14 protein-coding genes and 2 tRNA genes are annotated in these 21,008 nt (G+C 48.1%); 3 read left to right on the forward strand and 13 right to left on the reverse strand.

The genetic code is table 11. The annotated features are described in order from the left end of the window. Positions 1–279 precede the first annotated feature (279 nt). Complete coding sequence (locus ACO6VE_RS15810) at positions 280–2,244, forward strand: hypothetical protein (protein ID WP_422462243.1); 1,965 nt, start codon at positions 280–282, stop codon at positions 2,242–2,244. Positions 2,245–2,337: 93 nt separating this feature from the next. On the opposite strand, the gene ACO6VE_RS15815 is transcribed toward ACO6VE_RS15810, so the two are convergent. The 4 genes from ACO6VE_RS15815 to ACO6VE_RS15830 all read right to left on the reverse strand — a co-directional run bounded on the left by ACO6VE_RS15815 (position 2,338) and on the right by ACO6VE_RS15830 (position 5,581). Next, positions 2,338–2,413 (reverse strand) — tRNA-Val (locus tag ACO6VE_RS15815). 313 nt (positions 2,414–2,726) lie between these two features. Beyond that, on the reverse strand, positions 2,727–3,848 hold the full coding sequence (locus tag ACO6VE_RS15820) for an RNA-guided endonuclease InsQ/TnpB family protein (protein ID WP_422462245.1): 1,122 nt from the start codon (positions 3,846–3,848) through the stop codon (positions 2,727–2,729). A gap of 109 nt (positions 3,849–3,957) precedes the next feature. Continuing rightward, complete coding sequence (gene cysE, locus ACO6VE_RS15825; protein ID WP_422462247.1) at positions 3,958–4,830, reverse strand: serine O-acetyltransferase; 873 nt, start codon at positions 4,828–4,830, stop codon at positions 3,958–3,960. Further along, positions 4,808–5,581: an RNA methyltransferase gene (locus ACO6VE_RS15830; RefSeq protein WP_422462249.1), complete on the reverse strand. Its 774-nt coding sequence runs from the start codon at positions 5,579–5,581 to the stop codon at positions 4,808–4,810. The genes cysE and ACO6VE_RS15830 overlap by 23 nt, the downstream gene beginning before the upstream one ends. Before the next feature lie 252 nt (positions 5,582–5,833). Here ACO6VE_RS15830 and ACO6VE_RS15835 point away from each other — a divergent pair, with 252 nt between their 5' ends. Next, positions 5,834–6,652, forward strand: coding sequence for an inositol monophosphatase family protein (locus tag ACO6VE_RS15835; protein WP_101746268.1), 819 nt, complete (start codon positions 5,834–5,836; stop codon positions 6,650–6,652). 43 nt (positions 6,653–6,695) lie between these two features. Here ACO6VE_RS15835 and ACO6VE_RS15840 read toward each other — a convergent pair whose 3' ends face one another. From ACO6VE_RS15840 to queA, 6 genes are all read right to left on the reverse strand, one after another. Then, positions 6,696–9,089, reverse strand: coding sequence for an AAA family ATPase (locus ACO6VE_RS15840; protein ID WP_422462251.1), 2,394 nt, complete (start codon positions 9,087–9,089; stop codon positions 6,696–6,698). Positions 9,090–9,199: 110 nt separating this feature from the next. Continuing rightward, positions 9,200–10,117, reverse strand: coding sequence for a protein translocase subunit SecF (gene secF, locus ACO6VE_RS15845; RefSeq protein WP_422448475.1), 918 nt, complete (start codon positions 10,115–10,117; stop codon positions 9,200–9,202). Positions 10,118–10,127: 10 nt separating this feature from the next. Continuing rightward, a complete protein-coding gene (gene secD, locus ACO6VE_RS15850) occupies positions 10,128–11,996 on the reverse strand; it encodes a protein translocase subunit SecD (protein WP_422448477.1) in 1,869 nt (622 codons plus the stop codon). Positions 11,997–12,142: 146 nt separating this feature from the next. Then, positions 12,143–12,490, reverse strand: a complete 348-nt coding sequence (gene yajC / locus ACO6VE_RS15855) for a preprotein translocase subunit YajC (protein WP_101746272.1) — start codon at positions 12,488–12,490, stop codon at positions 12,143–12,145. A 187-nt stretch (positions 12,491–12,677) separates the two neighbouring features. Then, positions 12,678–13,811 (reverse strand): tRNA guanosine(34) transglycosylase Tgt, encoded by a 1,134-nt coding sequence (gene tgt, locus ACO6VE_RS15860; protein ID WP_194246433.1) that lies wholly within the window; start codon positions 13,809–13,811, stop codon positions 12,678–12,680. A 281-nt stretch (positions 13,812–14,092) separates the two neighbouring features. Beyond that, positions 14,093–15,121, reverse strand: a complete 1,029-nt coding sequence (queA, locus tag ACO6VE_RS15865; protein WP_422449557.1) for a tRNA preQ1(34) S-adenosylmethionine ribosyltransferase-isomerase QueA — start codon at positions 15,119–15,121, stop codon at positions 14,093–14,095. A 328-nt stretch (positions 15,122–15,449) separates the two neighbouring features. Here queA and ACO6VE_RS15870 point away from each other — a divergent pair. Beyond that, positions 15,450–15,536 (forward strand) — tRNA-Leu (locus ACO6VE_RS15870). Positions 15,537–15,893: 357 nt separating this feature from the next. Here ACO6VE_RS15870 and ACO6VE_RS15875 read toward each other — a convergent pair. The 3 genes from ACO6VE_RS15875 to ACO6VE_RS15885 form a co-directional block, all read right to left on the reverse strand. Further along, positions 15,894–17,195 carry a TniQ family protein gene (locus ACO6VE_RS15875; protein WP_422462253.1) on the reverse strand — a complete coding sequence of 434 codons (1,302 nt, stop codon included), beginning with the start codon at positions 17,193–17,195 and terminating at the stop codon, positions 15,894–15,896. Then, positions 17,192–18,322, reverse strand: coding sequence for a TniB family NTP-binding protein (locus tag ACO6VE_RS15880; protein WP_422462255.1), 1,131 nt, complete (start codon positions 18,320–18,322; stop codon positions 17,192–17,194). The genes ACO6VE_RS15875 and ACO6VE_RS15880 overlap by 4 nt, the downstream gene beginning before the upstream one ends. 146 nt (positions 18,323–18,468) lie before the next feature. Next, complete coding sequence (locus tag ACO6VE_RS15885; RefSeq protein WP_422462257.1) at positions 18,469–20,904, reverse strand: hypothetical protein; 2,436 nt, start codon at positions 20,902–20,904, stop codon at positions 18,469–18,471. Positions 20,905–21,008 lie beyond the last annotated feature (104 nt).

Below are 21,008 nucleotides of genomic sequence, written 5' to 3' on the forward strand. Positions count from 1 at the left end.
ACTTAAACGAATTGTCAAATAAATCGGAGATGAAAAAGATGTTAAAAAGCAGATTCATATATTTTTTCGGCATTTTATAGAAAGCAGCTCCAACTTTCAAAGACACTTTTCCCAGTAGCTGGCACACCACAATTGACCAGCAAATTCCCCTCCTGCTGAGTTAGTTTCACTGACAACAGCGTTAACCGGGGATCTTTTAGAGAAAATACCTGTCTAAAAATTGCGACTCCCTCACAAAGGAATCAACCGAGAACCATTATTTACCCAAGGATTGCAACAATGGATACTCAACTCTACACAGCCCTGATCCAAAGCTTTTCTGCACAACTCGAGCAACGCCTTTTAGACGATACATATCGACTGGACACAGAAAACACATGCCTGATAAGCAATAGAAGAAAGGTTATCTGCATTGTCAACGAAGAGATTGGCGAACACAAAAACAGCCCACTCAATCTAGCGCTTGCGAAGGCATTTTACGACAAACTCCCTCCACAGATTAAAAGCCTCGCGCAACTCAGGGTTGCACCGCACAACGCCAGCAAATCCCTGGTCAGGCCAGCCAATGATGCAACACTAAAAGAAAAATACCCGACTCCAGGCCCACGAACGGCATCAGCCAATGCATCATCCAGATCTGAAAACCTGCTGACGGATGAACACTACAAAAGACTTAAAAGTCTTCTGGAAAACCAGACAGATAGTGCATACTTTAACGATGATGCCGCAGCCATCACATCGCTGGATGGGCAAATTCACTACATGCCCGGAAAAAACGGTAAGTTCAAAATAGATTTAACCTGCGCCAAACTACCAAATTACAGGGCCATAAAAGAACATTACACTGAATGGGCAACAGCAACATCTGCCGCCCAATGGGACAAATCTGCGTTACGGGGCAAAGATAAGACCTTTCCCAAGAAACATACCAAGGCAACACCTGGTTTATTAAAAGCATCTCTGCCACCCACGCCCCACACAAAATCTCCTGCAACAAAACCCAAAAGCTCACCCATCAAACAAAAGCCCCTTGAACCGCGTGAATATCAAAGCGAAAAAAAACTGACACGACCGACAATGACTGCTGCACAACCCCCTTCAGGGAAGGTGCAATGGCAAATCCAACAATTCCTGGACAATATCGATGCTGAAATTGATCTGATAAACATTCCCGGCCCTGATAATGCTTCTCGCTGGGACCCCGAGACAAAATCACGTATTCGCAGCGCACTCAAAAATACATTTGCTCTCTACCGCGAGCAATTCAAAAGCGGTCAATGGTGCAATACCACTCAGAAACTGCAGAATGATTTAGACAAATTAAAAGAAATGCAAAGAAGCATGTACCATGCAGCCAGATCACCCGACGCAAAACCAGAAGACCTTCCCCTGAAAGGCATTAAAAACAGAGACTATGATTGCCTGCCAATCTCACAAAATCAGTGTGAAATACATAACCAGAATTATCTCTTTTTCGTCACTGCCTACCAGCTTATTGGCGAGGATGCTCTTTGCCCGGAAACACACCCTATACCGAACGAAGAGATTGAAGAAAAACGTAAAATTCAAAATAGCCTTATAAATCTTCGTAAGGAACGGGCAGATCTTGAAAGTCTAATAAGACAAACAGCCATCGACAATAAAGAAAAACGTGCCACTATTGAAGACCTAAAAAAGGAAGACCCAGAAGCCCATAAAAAAAAGATAAAGGAGAAAGCGGAGTCTATTTTTCTTAATGAACTACTCCTACCGGGACATGAAGAAGATTTAGCCAAGTTGCAAGATAAACTGCATCGTGAGGAAGAAAGAATAAAAGATATAGAAAGCAAAGAACGTGCAAAAGCTATTAACCTGGCCAAGGACTGGAGCAGCTTCTATAAATACCAACTATCAACAAAACAAACAGACAATCGCACCAGACACCTTCCAGAGAAATTTAATAATCCCATTGATCGTGGAAACACTTTCCCTTCATGGTTATTTGGTATTCCAAATGAGCTACACGTAAATTATGACATCATTCCCAAATCATCAATGGCAAAGGTATTGCAACAGAATTGGACGGCTGTCTGTGTCGACCAGAATGCTAAACATTTCTGCACACTGGTAAAACGAACCGATGGATCAATAGCCGAACTCAATGACAGTTGTGTCAACCCAAAAAGATTTCCAAATGTGCAAGCGATGATTGCGTACTTCATGGACCCAGACTGCAAATTTGGAATACGAATCCAAAAGAATTGAGAATAGACAACGCGAAGTTAAGATTAACAATGCCAATCGTCAAAATGGCTATCGCTGGCTATGCAGGGATATTACTGAGGAAAGATAAAAATCTGGTAGTCGGTACTGGACTTGAACCAGCGACCCCCACCATGTCAAGGTGGTGCTCTACCAACTGAGCTAACCGACTGAAGTGCCGCGCATATTATCAATACTTCTAAAAAATGCAATACCTTTGCCGCAACAATTTCAGCAGAAAATGCTGCGGCAATATTTCAGGAACTGCTCACGGGATCGGGACAATCATCCTGAAACAAAGCACCATATATCACTTGCCACCCACTCTAACCAGGAAAAAAGCCAGATCATCACTGGAAAGCCAGTCAGATTAAACTCACAGCTACGGTAGCGATGAACTGACACTCCCCGCCCTATCGGGCGAGGGTTCTTAGATCGCTCCAAGAACCTTCCTGCTTCAACACGCCTTCCCTAGATAGCGGGTTTTAAGCTGCTACCCCCGTTCCAGTCGCTCCACAGGCCAACCCCGCCAGTCCAGCGGTTTTGATATTCTTTGCTGCGTTTATATCCCTGTCGTGATGGGTTTTGCACTCAGGGCAATCCCATTCACGGATAGACAACGGCAGACTTTCATGGACAAACCCACAGCAGGAGCATCGCTTGGAACTGGGAAAGAATTGGTCTATCTCAACCAGAGCACGACCGGCCCAATCAGACTTGTACTTCAGTTGTCGTACAAACTCTCCCCAGTTGGCATCAGCGATGTGTTTTGCCAGCTTTGGATTTTTGATCATGCCCTTCACATTCAACGATTCAACGCACACAACTTGGTTCTCGTTAATGAGTGTACGGGATGCCTTGTGGGTAGCATCCATCCGGCAGTCGGCTATTTTTGCATGAAGACGGGCAACCTTGAGTTTTGCTTTAGCTCGGTTGTTGCTGCCTTTCTGCTTTTTAGCCAGTTGACGCTGAAGGTAGGCGAGCCTTTGCTCATAGCGTCGGGAGTGACGGGGATTGCCGGATTTTTTACCGTCCGATGTGATGAACAGATCGGTTAAACCTAAATCAATGCCTACTGTCTTGTTGCTGATAGGCATTGGTTTAGCTTCAAACTCACAAAGCATAGAGACAAAGTACCGGCCTGCCCGATCTTTGCTGATGGTGATACTGGAAGGCTCAGAAGCCAGTGGTCGGCTCCAGCGGATATTTAACGGCTCTTTACTTTTGGCGATGAACAGTTGGCCGTTTTTCATGCTGAAAGCAGCCTTTGTCAGCCGCATACTTTGCCTTGATTGTCTTCTTTTGAATTTAGGGTATTTAGCCCTGCCAGCCCAGAAGTTCTTGAAGGCTTCTTGCTGATCCCTGAGTGTTTGTTGCAGGATCACGCTGGAAACGTCAGCCAGAAATGGGAACTCTTTCTTGAGCGACACAAGCCGTTTTTCTGCCTCGGAATGAGAGATAGATTTCTCATCTTGGTAGTAGGCATCAGTACGGAACCGGAGCGTGTTGTTATAGACAAAACGGGAGCAACCAAACGATTGAGCCAGTAGCTTTTCCTGCCCAAGTGTTGGATAGAATCGTTCTTTGTTGGCACGTTTTGTTTTCATACAGAGAATATCACAGAAACGCTAAATACCTGTAAATAACTATAATTTCCGGTTCTGCAAGCCCTCTACGGGCTTGTTGCTTATATCACCGCCCGCATTGGGCGATGCTTTACGCAGATTTGGTAATCTCCTCTTTCACAGGTGCAAAGTCTTCTTTCTTTAACTCTGGCAATGGCCGCACCTTGCACTCAAGACCATGGTCTTTTAACACCTGGCACAAAGTATCAAAGCGGGAATCCACTTCATGGAGATGATCCAGCATAGCCGAGATGGCATGGGCGGTAGGGTCAGGCATTTCAGATGTGACGGCATAGGCATCAAAACCCATTTTCTCCGCCATCTTTTCCGCATTGGCATGACGGCGTTCACCATTGCTATCTGTCACCTCCGACTTCTTCACAATCCTGCCGGGAATACCAACAACGGTTGCCCCCGGCGGAACTGCACGCACAACCACCGCATTTGACCCAACTCTCGCTCCTTCTCCTACCACAAATGGTCCAAGCACTTTTGCGCCAGCTCCCACAACGACGCCATTAGCCAACGTCGGGTGCCGCTTACCCTGGTTCGCCGGATGTTCCTTGCCCTTATTGGGAGAAGTACCTCCCAGCGTCACACCATGATAAAGAGTGACATCATCGTGTATGACCGCCGTTTCACCAATTACAACCCCCATACCATGATCGATAAAAAAGCGTCGACCAATGGTAGCGCCTGGATGTATCTCAATACCGGTTAACCAGCGATTAAATGTTGACAGCATGCGCCCCAGCCAGAAAAACCCCGACGTCCAGAGTTTGTGCGACACCCTGTGCAGCAATAACGCGTGCAGCCCGGGGTAGTTGGTAACCACCTCGAAGGTGTTCCGTGCCGCCGGATCCCGGTCCATTACTGTTTTAATATCTTCTTTTATTCGCTCAAACATGGTCTGCGCCTGTCTGTTATTATCCCTGTCCTGCTCATTCTGTTTCTTTCGTGGCAAGACACCGCTGGGTTTCTGACAGAACCCCCCGAAGAATACTCAGCTCCACACGATCCGGACGAACCCGCCCATAAAGGCGACGCAATTTGGCCATAATCTTCTCGTGGCTGCTGTGATCGAGAAAACCAATCTCCAGCAACACCTGGTACAGATGGTCATAGTAACGCTCCATATCCTCCATATTTGCCAACTCATGACTGCGGGGCTCGGGCATCTCAAGGGCATCGGCACTGAGCAACTGCATCATCCGCAACTCGTAACAGAGTACCTGTACCGCCGCCCCCAGATTGAGAGAGCTGAATTCTTCATTGGTTGGGATATGAACCTGCAGATGACAGCGTCGCAACTGATCATTGGTCAGGCCTTTATCTTCCCGGCCAAAAATCAGGGCGACCTTATGGATCACTGCTTCGTCAATAATGCTCCGGGCACATGCTCGGGGGTCCACCAGCGGGAGAGAAACACCTCTTACCCGGGCGCTGGTACCCACCACAAACTGACAATCCGCCAGGGCCTCATCCAAAGTTGCACAAACCCTGGCATTTCGCAGGATATCGTCAGCGCCAGAAGCCAGGGCTGTTGCGGTGCCGGATGGAAACTCATCCGGCGCGACCAGACATAACTGGCTTAACCCCATGGTTTTCATGGCACGGGCAGCAGCCCCGATGTTACCGGGATGGGAAGGATTGACCAGTACTATGGAAATGTTCTCGGAAAAATTGTCGAGCACCGCAGGAATCTCTAGCTTCATGTAGTATCAGCCAGTCAGTGTACTCAAATTACGGCCAATGCCAAGCTTATAGTAAAACTACCGACCGGCAGACGCACATACTCCATTGCAAGTTAAAGGGCATCCTGTCAGAATGCGCCCCCACTTTTTCGTGAAAATGTTGCTACCCTCTGAACGACAGTCATTTTCACAGTCCAGGATACAATCGGATCGTTGAATCCGGTACAATTCCATCCCCATACGATCTTTCACATTTCAGATGTAACTAAGCCTATGCAACCGATGGTTAATATGGCGCTGCGTGCAGCACGCCAGGCTGGCGAAATCATAGCCCGCGCCTACAAAGATCTCGACCACGTTAATATCGAATTCAAAAGCCGTAACGACTTTGTAACTGAGGTGGACAAGGCTGCTGAGAAGGCCATTATCGCCTCTCTGAGCAAAACCTACCCTGACCATGGCTTCTACGGTGAAGAAAGCGGACACCGTGAAGGCAAGGGTGAAGGCAAAGATTACCTCTGGATCATCGACCCGCTTGACGGCACCACCAACTTCATCAATGGCATCCCTCATTTTGCGGTTTCCATTGCGGTTCAATACCGCGGACGCCTTGAGCACGCCGTTATTCTCGACCCGCTCAAAGAGGAAGAGTACTGCGCCAGCCGTGGCCACGGTGCCACCCTGAACAGCAAACGCATTCGCGTTGGCAACCGGAGAAATCTGGACGGCGCACTGATCGGTACCGGCATCCCATTCATGCACCCGGGCATCAACCACCTGGACAGCTACCTGAATATGATGAGAACCCTGCTGGGGGATACTGCTGGTATCCGTCGCGCTGGCTCTGCCGCTCTCGACCTGGCCTATGTGGCTGCCGGTCGTCTGGATGCATTCTGGGAAATCGGCCTGCAGGACTACGATATGGCAGCAGGCGTACTGATGATTCAGGAAGCGGGCGGACTGGTTGGTGACTTCAAAGGTGGTCATACCTACATGAAGAACAACCAGATCGTTGCCGGCAACAGTGGCTGCTTCAAAGAAGTACTGAAGCGCATCAGACCTTTCGTTACCGAAGGCATGTTCCGCTACTGACTCCATGTAGAGTGAGGCTATTCCGCCTCACTTCTCCCTCACCTCAGCCAGACCTTCCCTGCCCATGATCAGCAGGCAATATATTTTGCAGCTTCTCCTTACCGATCGTTTTGAACACCAGATCGTCGGGAAACAGGCGGGAAAGAAAATCAGCCCCTCCCTCTTCATGCGCTGTCGCGGTAACGAGCGTGAGCAATTTCCCTCCCTCCAGCCCCTGCAACGATTGCTTGGTATGAGCATCCAGCACAGACACCATGGCACGGTCATAGAAAGCACCATCGTAGTTAATCATGGTATCAAAATCGTCAATAATCACGACATAATGACAGTCAGGATTGGTCTGATGATTACGCCGCTGTGCAAATACATCATTCAACGGTCTGGTGCGATCCCTGGATTTGACCACATCGGTGGCCGACACATAGCTGCAAAAAGAACCAAACTCATGGTTCGCCAGGGCAGCCAGTGTTGATTTACCACTACCCTGAGGACCTGTAATAAGAATACGCAGGGTAGAGCGGGAATCATCCCGCTTAAAATCAGCCAGTGTCGTCTTAAGCTGACTGACCATTTCTGGTAAATAGCCATCGTACTTGAAGGTTTTCCCCGCCAGGGACATGAAATTACTTTTCCCAAACTGTGGCTGAACCCGGGTAAAAGCCCATTTGAAATCAGCCATGCAGACATCCAATGTCGCTAATTGACTGAGCGCCTGAGGACAGAAAAAAGTGTCGCTCTCTGCCAGCCCCTGCCCCCTGCGCAGAGCCGATTGCATCGCCTTCTCCACCAGGGATCCCAGTTCAGCACCACTGAAGCCGGCGGTATTTTTCGCCAGCTCTTCAAGAGAGACATCCGGATTCAACATCCCGCCATCCGACAGATTCCTGGTCTGGATCTTTAAAATCTGAAGACGCTGGTCGCCTTCTGGCAAATTAAACTTCATCTGCATATCCATGCGCCCGGGGCGCATCACGGCCGGATCAATCAGGTCTGGCCGATTGGTTGTGCCGAAAACAATCAGGCCACTTTGCTCCTCAATTCCATCCAGGCAGGTCAGAAACTGATTAACAACTTTATCCCCGGTGCCATTATCGCCCGCCCTCCCCCTGGCCGGTAGCATCGAATCAATTTCATCAATTAACACCAGACGAATACTCTGTTTATTTTCCGGGTCGTCATCCGAAAAAATCGCTCTGACCCGCTGCTCCGACTCACCAACATATTTGTTAAAAACCTCTGGCCCGGAAATAATCCGGGTCGATACGGTAAAGCCATTTTCCTTGAGTAAGGACTCAATAACCCGAATAAACAGCGTTTTACCCGTACCCGGAGGCCCCGAAAGAATCCCACCCCTGGTCAGTTGACATTTCATGGTATTTTTCAGCTTATCCGGCACTAGTCGTGGACTGATAAACGCATCTATAAACTGTCGAATGGCCTCATTCGCACCACCAATACCGTAAGCTTCACCATTGTAGTCAAACTTTTCGGCAAGCTTCTCGATATTGATGGCCGCAGGAATATCAGTAATGTTCAGTTTTTTTCTTAAACTGGCATTAACGGTAATACTTGAAACCCGGGCATCCCTGGCCAGCAGGCCAACAGTCGACTCCCGGACATCGCCAGTGGATCTGAGCGTTACACTGGCCACCAAATAATGATCACCATCCTTGAATAAATAGGATCGGGAGTCTTGCAGTGGACAACCGGAACGGTGACACATTTGCAGAAATGCCCCTGAAATAGCTTGCCAGGTCTTGGTCACTGGCTCGCGCCCACCGGAGGCCCGGGGAGCACTTTTGGCAGTCGTGAGAAGCTGAATATGGAGCGCCACTGAATCCCAGCAGTCATCAGTGACCACCACCGGCGTTAAATCAATCGTCATCTCAGAGGAAGGAAGTTGGCAATTACTTCTCATCACCTGCGTTAAACAGGCTGTTTCAGGCGCAACATCATTTCGTTTCAATACTTTTACCACCTGGGTGGAACCATTTTTGCCATTCAAACACGCATAGGTAGAATCAAGTGGTGTTCCATTTGCCACAACCACACTGTTCGGTTCTGGCCCGGCAAGCCATTCGTCCCTGTACTTGTCGGTGTTAAATCTGCTGCCACCGGTTTCTTTTGTTGCTGCCTCAGTGCCACCATTCAGTTTTGCCTCAAACCTATCCGACAATATCGGTATGATGCTGTCACGATGCCTGAGACGATCACCACCCTCGCCAGGACAATGCTCAGAACAATGCGCCTGCGGTCGTCCAAACAGTGTTTCCCGATCTTTCATGTATTGTGAATATTGCGAAGCAGAGTCTTGTGAAGGTCTCACAGAGCGGCTATCAAAAGAACCATCTGCCCCTCCACGGGCACCCGAATCTGTTCTGCGATGGCTAACGGTTACATCATGACCACATGGATGAAAATTATTTCCCGTAAACATAGCAACCTCTTTAATTGGTATTTATGGTGCCCTGCCTTGCAAGAAATTTACTATAGACCAAAAAAAAACCGGCAAAATTGCCGGTTTTTTAACCTCTTCAATCCGATGCGTTATGGCATCTGTTCAGAGTCTTCATTTTCCTTCACCGGAACAATCAGATCCTCCCTGCTGATTCTCATGTAGATCAGCATATTGGAAGCGATATAGATGGAGGAATAAGTACCCACACCCACACCCACAATCAATGCCAGGGCAAAGTTATGGATCATTTCGCCACCGAACAGGAACAGGGCCAGCAACACCATCAAGGTGGTACCGGAAGTGGCCAAGGTACGACCCAGGGTCTGGGTCAATGAGACATTGATCACCTCATCGGCATCCCCTTTTCTCAGCTTGCGGAAATTCTCACGGATACGATCATAAACAATAATGGTGTCGTTCAGTGAGTAACCAATCACTGCAAGCAGCGCCGCCATCACCGTCAGGTCAAACTGCAACCCTAACAGGGCAAACAGACCCAGGGTAAAAATCACATCGTGAGCCAGGGACAGAATCGCACCAACGGAGAATTTGAACTGGAAACGAAAAGCGATGTAGAGCGTAATCAGCAACATGGCGAACAGCATACCAAGGCCGCCCTGCTCCCTCAGTCTCTCACCCACCTGAGGCCCGACAAACTCAACGCGCACAGCCTCAACGTTGCCGTCATAGTTCTGCCCCAGAAGGCCGGCAACTGATGCCTCCATTTTCGGATCATCGCCGGGAATACGAACCAGAATATCCTCGGCCGAACCAAACTCCTGAACGACAACGTTGTCATAACCGGCGGTTGCCAGCTGATCACGGATATCAGCCGTTTTCACCGGTTGATCATACACCAGCTCAATCAGCGTGCCGCCGGTAAAATCCAGCCCCCAGTTAATCCCCTTAACCGCAAGAGCACCAACAGAGCCCAGCATTAACAACAGCGACAACACCGAAGCGTAGGAGCGTAGCCGCATGAAATTGATGACTTTCAAATCATTCACCACTGCCACCTCAAATATACAGTTTCTTCAGGTTACGACCGCCATGGGTCAGGTTGACCAGGCCACGGGTCAGAACAATGGCTGTGAACATAGACGTCAGAATACCGATACACAGGGTGACCGCAAAACCTTTGATTGGCCCGGTTCCCACGGCAAACAGGATGATACCCACCAACAGGGTGGTGATATTACCGTCGAAAATGGACACAAACGCCCGGTCAAAACCGTCATGGATCGCCCGCTGCACCGGCCGACCACCGCGAATCTCTTCCCGAATACGGGAAAAAATCAGCACATTGGCATCCACCGCCATACCCAGCGTCAACACAATACCGGCAATACCCGGCATGGTCAGTGTGGCACCAAACAGACTCATCACCGCCACCAGCAGCACCAGGTTCATGGCCAGGGCAAGGTTCGCCAGCACGCCAAACACCCGGTAAACCACAACCATAAAGATCAGCAGCAGAAACAGACCGATAACGGTGGAATGAATACCCATCTGGATATTCTCCGCACCCAGGCTTGGCCCCACCGTTCTTTCCTCAGCGAAATACATCGGAGCAGCCAGGGAACCCGCTCTCAACAACAACGCCAGCTCAGAAGCTTCGGCAGTGGAGTTCAGGCCGGTAATACGGAACTGATTACCCAACGCACTCTGAATGGTGGCCAGGCTGATAATACTCTCTTCCTGCTGAAAACCCGGGATTGTTTCCTTAACCTGCTGACCGTCGACTGTTTTGGTGACCACTTTGGTCACAGGCTTCTGCTCAATAAAGATAACCGCCATGGCCCGCCCCACGTTATTACGGGTAGCGCGGTTCATGACAGCACCGCCATGACTGTCCAGATTGATATTAACCTGCGGCTGACCGGTCTGGGCATCAAAGTTGGACTGGGCGCTGGACACCTGGTCGCCGGTAATGATGATATCCCGTTCAAGATCCACCGCAGGACGACGGGCATCCCGGAAACTGAACGACTCAGTGCTGGCCCTGGAAGCATTGGGCAGCGCTTCCAGACGGAACTGCAGGTTAGCAGTCTTACCCAGAATACGCTTGGCTTCTGCCGTATCCTGAACGCCGGGCAACTCAACAACGATGCCGTTACGACCCTGACGCTGAACCAATGGCTCGGACACACCCAGCTCATTGACACGGTTACGGACCGTGGTCAGGTTCTGACGCACCGCATAATCTTCAATCTCTTTAATGGCCGTTTCAGAGTAGCGATAAGAAAGTACAGGGCGACCATTAACGTCAGCGTTCTCAACCGTCAAATCAGGAAAATCTGTGTTGATCAGGCGGGCAGCCTGGTCACGGGATGACACGTCATTAAATGCCAGCTGTCGTGCACCATCGGCACGTTCAGGCATGGTGCGATAGCGGAGCTTTTCTTTACGCAGGGACGTTCGAATTTCTGAGGTGGCAATATCCATTTTCAGCTGCAGGGCTTTCGCCGTATCGACCTCCAGCAGGAAGTGAACACCCCCTGACAGGTCAAGCCCGAGCTTCATGGGGTAGGCCCCGATAGCAGTTAACCATTCCGGCGTCGTCTGGGCCAGATTGATGGCGACAATATAGTCATCCCCAAGCGCTTCTTTGATCAGCGATTTTGACAACTGCTGCTGATCAGCACGGTTCAGACGAATCAGCAATGCCTTGTCGTCAAGTTCAACAGACTTGATATCAACATTGGCCGCTGCCAGAGCCTTTTCAGCACGCTGCTGAACACGCTCATCCATCACTCTGGACGAACTGGCACCCGTCACCTGTACTGCCGGGTCTGCGGGGTAAAGATTGGGAAGGGCATAAATAAACCCGAGACCTACGATGACCAGAATCAGCAGGTACTTCCACAATGGATAGCGATTGAGCATGGCTCACCGGTTCCTGATTTAATAGTGATGCGCAATAGCGGCATTGTTATACGGCCTTTACCGGGAAAGTCTTTTCCGGGCTTCAGGCCTATGGCACAGTCCATTTGGTAAAAGAAAGCAGCCAAACAAGGCTGCTTTTCTAAAACTTACTTGATGGCCTTGATGGTACCTTTGGGCAGGGTAGCGGCCACAGAACCTTTCTGGAAGTTCAGTTCCATATTGTCGGCAACCTGCAGGGTCACAAACTCATCCGTTACATTGCTGACTTTGCCAAGAATACCGCCAGTGGTGACCACCTCATCACCCTTGGCCAGACCGGCAATCAGGTTTTTGTGCTCTTTGGCACGCTTGCTCTGGGGGCGCCAGATCAGCAGCCAGAAGATCAGCACAAAACCACCCAGCATGACCAGCTGACCGATCATACCCGGTCCAGCTGCCGCAGCAGCCGCACCACCTTCTGCCGCAGCGTGTGCCTGACTGATGAAAGGAATCATTCCAATACTCCTAATCGTATTATTACCGTTGACGCAGCAATTTACCTGAAAAACAACCAGTCCGGAACCCACCCCTTCGCCTAAAGCGGGCAAAAGCGGTGGCGGAGCCCAATTCCAAAAGCATCAAGCCCAGGACCTTATCCGTATTTACACGAACAGACTGTTAGTTGGGACTATCCAGAAAATATCAACCCCAGTCAGGAACATCCTGACCACGCTTGCGATAGAACTCGGCAACAAACGCTTCCAGCTTACCTTCTTCGATAGCACCTCTCAGACCGGCCATCACCCGCTGGTAATAGCGCAGGTTATGGATGGTGTTCAGCATGGAGCCGAGAATCTCACCACACTTATCCAGATGGTGCAGGTATGAGCGACTGAAATTCTGGCAAGTATAGCAATCACAGTGCTCTTCCAGTGGACGCTCATCCATCTTGTGGGCCGAGTTGCGGATCTTGATCACCCCTTCATCGACAAACAGGTGACCATTGCGGGCGTTACGGGTTGGCATGACACAGTCGAACATATCAACACCACGACGAACCGCCTCAACAATATCCTCCGGCTTGCCAACACCCATCAGGTAACGGGGATGGCTCTCGGGAATTTTATGGGTGATATGGGAGAGAATACGCATCATATCCTCTTTGCTTTCACCCACGGAAAGACCGCCAATGGCATAACCATCAAAGCCAATCTCGGTCAGACCTGCCAGGGACACATCACGCAACTCTTCAAACATGCCCCCCTGGATAATGCCAAACAGGGCAGAAGGACTTTCACCGTGAGCGGCCTTGGAACGAGCCGCCCAACGCAGAGAAAGCTCCATAGAGGTACGCGCCTGCTCTTCATTAGCATCACCCGGCGTACACTCATCAAAAATCATCACGATGTCCGAACCCAGCTCACGCTGAACCTGCATGGAAATCTCCGGGTTCAGGAACACCCTGGAACCATCCACCGGAGACTGGAAAGAAACGCCCTCTTCGGTAATTTTGCGCAACTTGCCCAGGCTGAAAACCTGAAAGCCACCGGAGTCCGTCAGAATCGGACCGTGCCACTGGTTAAAGTCGTGCAGGTCGCCATGCTTCTGAATAATTTCGGTGCCCGGACGCAGCATCAAATGAAAGGTATTACCCAGAATAATTTCTGCACCAATCTCTTTAATGTCCCTTGGCAACATGCCTTTTACCGTGCCATAGGTTCCCACCGGCATAAAGCATGGTGTTTCAACCGTGCCACGGGGAAAGGTCAACCGACCACGACGGGCTTTGCCATCGGTAGCCAGCTGCTCAAACTGCATAAAGCATTCTCTTGTCATGAATTTTGTATAGCTCTTTCTCTTAAACTACAAAGACACGCCTTCTATTAAACTCGACAGTGTCTAGTACATGGTTTCAATGAGTTTGACGTGTACGATCTCCGTTCACCCTGAGCGCCCTTCGGCTCCGCTCAGGATGCACGGACGAAGGGTGCTTGGCACGATCTATCAGAGTCCGGAGTTTCCGCCTTTAGGCCCTATGGGTCCTTCGATACTTCGACAAGCTCAGCACTCAGGACGAACGGAGTGCGGAGGCACGACAACCCGTCAAACTCATTGAATCAGTCCACCTTACGGGTCAGCAACATGGCATCGCCGTAACTGAAGAAGCGGTACTTTTGCTCAACGGCTTCTTTATAGGCAGCCAGCACATTTTCCCGACCGGCAAAAGCACTGACCAACATTAACAAGGTGGATTGCGGCAGATGAAAATTGGTCACCATCAAATCCACACTGCGAAACTCATAACCCGGATAAATAAAGATGCTGGAATCCCCCTGGAACGGGGCAATCTCACCGGATGCCGAGGCCGACTCAAGGCTGCGCACCGACGTGGTACCCACCGCAACAACACGATTACCCCTGGCACGGGTTTCCCGCACCGCCTGACAGACGGCCTCAGAAACTTCGATATACTCCGCATGCATCACATGGTCTTCAATCTTTTCAACCCGAACCGGCTGATACGTTCCTGAACCCACATGAAGCGTCACAAATACTTTCTTAACGCCTTTGGCCTCAAGACGCGCCAGCAATGCTTCATCAAAATGAAGCCCTGCCGTTGGTGCCGCCACCGCGCCATCCTTTGCCGCAAACACCGTTTGATAACGCAGACGATCACTATCACCATCTTCACGGTCAATATAAGGCGGCAATGGCATGTGGCCGTGTTCCAGCAGCAGCGGTAAAACCGATGTTTCAAACCGGAGAATAAACAGAAAATCCCGACGCCCTTCCACAACAACACGCACCGCGCCATCTGCCAGCAATAACACAGCGCCCGGCTTTGGCGACTTGCTGGCCCTTACCTGGGCCAGCGCCAGATTATCCTCCTCCACTCGCTCAATCAGCACCTCAATTTTGCCACCCGTCTCTTTCTGACCATACAAACGGGCCGGAATCACCCGGGTATTATTCAGCACCAACAGGTCACCGGGCTCAAGCAGACTTTCTATATCAGAAAACTGTTGATGCCTAACCTCACCACTATTACCATCAAGGCACAGAAGGTGGCTGCCGGTACGATCCTCTGCAGGAAACCGGGCAATCTGCTCATCGGGCAGATCAAAATCAAAATCACTGACTTGCATGGACAATCCGGTGGTTAATGTCTTCATTCCCAAAAGCAGCCCACGCCACTTATGGGAAAAAAGCACAGAAAAACCAGTCATATTAAAAAAGCACCGAAGGATACTGCAAAACGAAGGAAGTGTCAGGAGGGCTATCCCATGCCATGTTACGGACTTAACTTACTTTTTTGCTCTCACTGTTCAATAACTGCTTGATCTCAATAATCTCTTTGATATACTTCGCCGCACTTGAGCAACCGCCACTTCGCCAGCCAGACTCAACTCTTCACTCGATGAGAAAAAGTTTTGAAATCAGCGAACAGATAACATAAGCTCAGCAACATCAAATGCCAGTGTGATGGAATTGGTAGACATGACGGATTCAAAATCCGTTGCCTTCACGGGCGTGTCGGTTCGAGTCCGACCACTGGTACCAATGATTAATGTTTTATTCCTTCCTGTCCGTGATCACGGATATTGTCCGTTTGGACAACTTCTCCGACAAATCCTTTTATCTGCACATACGCTTTCCAGAAAAGCGGACATTTTCTTGCTCAGATTCCCTCATAATACTTAGGAAAGCGGACACTTCCTCAGAAAAATTCCCGGACAAGTTTCGGCAAAATAAATTTCCCAATAACTGCCTGAAAAATACGAAAATTCTGTAAACTTACCAAACGACATAGCCCATGACCGCACAATATGTGCAAGCCATAGCCACGTTAATATCCAGGATTTTTCTTACAGAGAAACAGAAAGGAATTTCAGAAAGGAAATCTTTGAATGGATATTTTTACAGCTTTTCAGTTACCTCTCGCCATATTTCAGTAAACTCCCCAAAGCCAAAATTTTTCAACTCATTTTTCAAGGCTGCCCGCACATAATTATGGGAAGGAAAAACACCGCCATCTAATAAATGCTGACAGGCTTCCTCAACCAACGAAATTTTTCTTTTATTTCGAGCCTTCCGCTGCTTTGCCCGAAGCTCATTATTTTTCGCAACCAGTTCGGCAGTTTTTTCCGGAAAGTGATAACGCAGGTAACTCACCCCAACTTTGAGCTGTTCTGCCACCTGATTCACCGAAATGATCTCGCTGTGATCATTTACAATTTTCGTTAACTGACACTCAACCCAATCGAGCTTGTCAGCATTATCGTATGATTGTCGCCCATCCAGTTCTGCAATTTTCGCATCCGGGTCAATCCGCTTATGGTGAAACAGCAGGTCTGCCGGACTAACCTGCACAGCAACACAAAAATTCAGCAAGGTACTCAATGTCGGTCTGGTTCCACGCTTACCATCAGAAAACCACTGACTGATTGTTGCTTTCGAAAAAGAAAGTAATTGCTCAAGCTTTTTTGTCGAAGTCACACCCAGCCTTGACATCACAACCCGAATGCCATCTCTCAATAACTGTTGAAGTGATACACCCTCTATTACCAGGTGTCGACTAGCCACCAGGTCCAAGAGATATAGCTCCTTTTGTGAAAGTGCCTGCCTGTCATCCTCACCACTCGGTTCACCCAGAAATGAACCGCACTCAGGACAATACCCCACGGGCAAAACGCGCTGAACCATATACTGTCTCGCACCGCAATCTGAACAGCTACTTTTCAGAGTACATTGATGAATAGGGCAAGCTTCCAGACTTTGCAAACTCCAGATTAACGGCTCATACAAAACCTCCCCCGCACTACGCCATTGATACAGACACTCCGGGCACCATTTTTTTGAAGAATGAAAGAGCCCTTTGCCCATAGAATCCAGCAATGTTTTCCAGGGAGACATGGATAATAACTCTACGCCACGCTGCCCGGTAAATACTGCCAAAGCACTCACATACACCTCTGCCTTAGGCCGATAGCCGTTCATTGCAGAAAAGCCATAACTTATAAACAGATCATTGGATACCTGCCCCTGCCCGAGAACAGGGTTCAGAAAATGTCTCAGAAAATGATGCGGTGCTTTTCGATGAGCATAGGCCAGCCGAACCAGATAACTCCCCACGGACTCAAACATGTATCCATCACCGGCATCAGCTGGCTCCAAACCAAACAGAACAGTGCGTGGTAATTGTTGAAAGGTTGCCATCATAGTTGCGGCCCCACTGGGTCATGACTGGGTTTGCGCTGCACACCCCTTGACCCCGATTTTTTATGAATTTGTGTTCCCCCACCCAACAGCATGTCTTCGACATCGAACATCGTAACCCTGGAAAAATAATCTTTACCCATCTTGATTTCTGCGGCAACCCGGTTCAATTCCCGGGGATCCATTCTATTATCCATCAGACTTTTAACGCTGACATAATCCCCACCAGATTCAAGCGTTCTGTACAATGTCTTGGTCAACCAGTCCTTCAGAATGCCGATACAGCCACAGCAGCCCAAATGAATTTCACTGACTTTGTCAAACAAAGCATCAGAAAAGCGTATGGGATAGCGCGCAAGCAATCCATCAAGGGCATAAGCAAAATGATCAAGGTCTTTCTGAGAGCCTCTATGATAAGGCCCCAACTCGATAATCTCCGACCGCCTTCCGAGCTGCGCACTGGTTTCACCAAAGCGCAACAGTCGGTAAGTTCCGACCAAGACAATAATACAGCCACTCAAACTTGCCAGGGACTTCAGCAGCTCCATACATTGAAGCGCTTCCAAGGGTGTTCTGCAGGCATCAATAATATGCTGAGCTTCATCAATAATCAGGTACCTCACTTGCCGCTGAAATAGAAAGTTTTGGATGACTTCCACCAAGTCAGAGACCTTGTTATCTTTCAGCAACAACTTCGAAATTTCTTTCTGGCTGACTCCCTCCGAAAATTCCAGAGCGTAGCTCCCGCTATCAATCAAAGCATCACCACCAGTCCTTAAAATACTCTTTAACAACGGATCCCAGGCAAATTTACCGCCAATCGATGCAGGACATTGCACACTAATAACTGGCACCATACGAGGATCATTTTTCATAGACTCCTGGCTTTCTGCCAATTTATCCTCAACAAACTTTCTGGCAGCACAGCTTTTTCCAGCACCTGTTGGCCCAACCATCTCGATAAATTCAACGCCCCCTATTTTTTTAGCCTTCATCAGAAGCTCATCGTAGGCTTGACTCAAGATCTGATGTTTAATCTGCTTATCCGCAAAAAATTCAACCCTGTCCGTGATGGGTAATTGAAGAATGTCATCGCCGAATTTTCGGTTAGGGTGTAAAGTTTTTGCCATTTCAGACCTTCCTTAATCCTTGTAATTGTTAACTTGAAATAAGCGACTATTTCAGGTGAAATAGTTTCTTGATGAAAACTGGATTGATCTTAGCTACTACCAAGCCCAACTCTGATAAAGCACACCTGCAAGGAACGGTAAAACCACTAAAAATCATCGATATCATTGACACCCGGTTCAATACGCAGCGAAGGAACCCTTTTGCCAGTTTTGGATTTTGATGGCTTTGCCATTTCATCTTCCTGCTGTTCTTTAAGCTCCCGTTCTTTGTCAGCAATTTTCCTGTTGATAGGTACAGCGCGTTCAGCCCTTGCCTTCTGTGAATGAAAAGACCGGGTGAAGCTGCTGGCTTCAGTAATTACTGATCGATCAATCCCCGGATAATAGCGATCCTCAACAGCCACTCGTTTACAACGCTTCCAGCCATTCAGGTTGCAATACACATAAGAATCATCTTCAGGATCGATACGTATCTCAACTTCACGCCCCAACCATTCAGGGCTACTGAATAAATCATGCCCATAGTACTTTCCTTTTCTTTCAACACCTTTTACCGGCTGAATAATACGGGTTCGTTTATGTTTATCGTATGGAAGCATCATGATTTGTAAATGCTCATCATTAATATCAATTTTCCGATTATCCCGATCACCGTGAAGAATCAAACTTTCTGCAAGGACATCATCCGGTATCAACATATGAGCAGGATGTTCTGTTTTGTTGTAATGCTCATAAAAATAATCCTCCAGTAACTGCTTCAAAGATTGAAAATCCCAAAGTGCATTTTGAAAAGGATTGACTTTTGACGTTAATTGTCGTGGATTTTTCATAAGCTTTGTATTTCCGGTCAAGCCGTGTATGACTGCTTCATTGAGCTGCTTGAATACACTCTCAACAGCTGAACCACCACGAGGATTACTTTTTCGGCTATGAATTGTCACTGAAAAAAAAGCACACAACTGCTCAAATACGACGCTTTCAAACTCTGCTCCACCATCAACACAAAAAGATTCTGGAAACCGACCATGCCGTTGGATTAATTCCCGAACAACCATCAGTACAGAATAAATTGACGGACTATTCATTGTGAGATAAACAGCGAGTACATCCCGGGAATAAGAATCTGAAGCAACCGTTAACCATGGCTTTGCTGGCTTCATATTTGGAAACTTTAACGCTTGATCAAGTTGTGTGTGATCAATATGGACATATTCATATGCACGGGCGCCCCGTCTGCTCTCAATTACTCCATCACTTGTGGTGATAGGCATCATTGCTTTGAATTTTTTATGACCTTCCCGTTCACGAACTCGTTTACCAAGATCAACCAATTTAATCAAACGTCTCAACCAGCTATAAGAGCCTGATTCAATATGTTCATCCTTACAAAGACGAACATAATCTCGATGAATAGCTGCAACATTCTTATTTTTTGCTGAGAGATATTCTGAATCAATTACATCATTGGCTAGCTCCAGAGACCTACCACCGATGAATCTTTCGCTATTACCCTTTTCCTGATTTTTATCAACTAACTCAGGTAAACCATTGCCTCTGCGAGTAACACCTTCACCATGACGTTGCAAATATCGTCGAATAGTCCGAGTACTGCACCCTAAATATTGTGCAGCCTGATGGCGATTGATATCTCCTGCAATCAACTGATTCAGAGCAGCATGTCGTTTCAAAGCTCTTTTTTGATTATCCTCGCTAGCAGACAGCATAAGCGATGTATGCACATCTTCTTCCTGCTCATAATGAACAACCGATAACTCTCTGGATTGAATGAGACCTCTGACATCCTCTAACTTAAATGGTTTCAATTGAGTCTTTTTTCCCCCAGTAATTTCAACCAACACAGTCTGCTTCGATGACTCAATAGACTGGAGCAACCACTGTTGCTCCCCATGACGACAAATCATTCCCTCTGAAATGGGAATATTAATCGATGACAAGAATTGAGAATTGTTTGAAGGCTTGGCATCCCTGGTTAATGAATAAACCTGACAACTGGCTTCAGAAGTAAATAACTTGCAGGTTTCCAGCTCAGAAAGTAAGTCATTTTCCAAATCAACAAATACCCTCCGATCAGCAACCATTTGCAGAATATTATCTGCCTTTAATTGCGGGTGATGACCCAGAAGTTCACCGATTTCCATGACCGGTGAATTAGTAATAAAATTTATACACTGTCGTTCCATTTCAGTTGGAATATCTTTCTGTTTACTATTTCGCAAGTAATCCATCAGATGACGGATATTAGCCAGAAACCGAGGGTTACAATCAGCATCTGTGAAATAAACGTAACCAATACCAGTCCCGTCGAGCTTCCTCTCCATCACTGGTGAACGAAAGCATTGTTCCTTTTCGTCATAGATATAACGGTCAGGGTATTTCTTACTGAGTTCCAGCAACTCTTCTACTCGTTTACACTCAATAAACTTTACTCCATGTTCTGCAACTCGAAACGCATCCGGGGTATGGCGTATGGACTGATATTTTCCGTCACTCGTTTTAAACGACAGCTGGAAAGTTACAGGCTGATCAAATACCGCCTTTATTTCAGAAACTTTCTCACACATCAACAGATGAGCGCAGCTACTCCCGATGAATACACGTCAGCTGCCACAACCAGAAAACTGACATACTCATAATTTCTGAAAACACAAGAGAACCCTCAACTTTC

It is taken from the genome of Endozoicomonas sp. ALB115, assembly GCF_049310245.1.
Taxonomy (GTDB): domain Bacteria; phylum Pseudomonadota; class Gammaproteobacteria; order Pseudomonadales; family Endozoicomonadaceae; genus Endozoicomonas.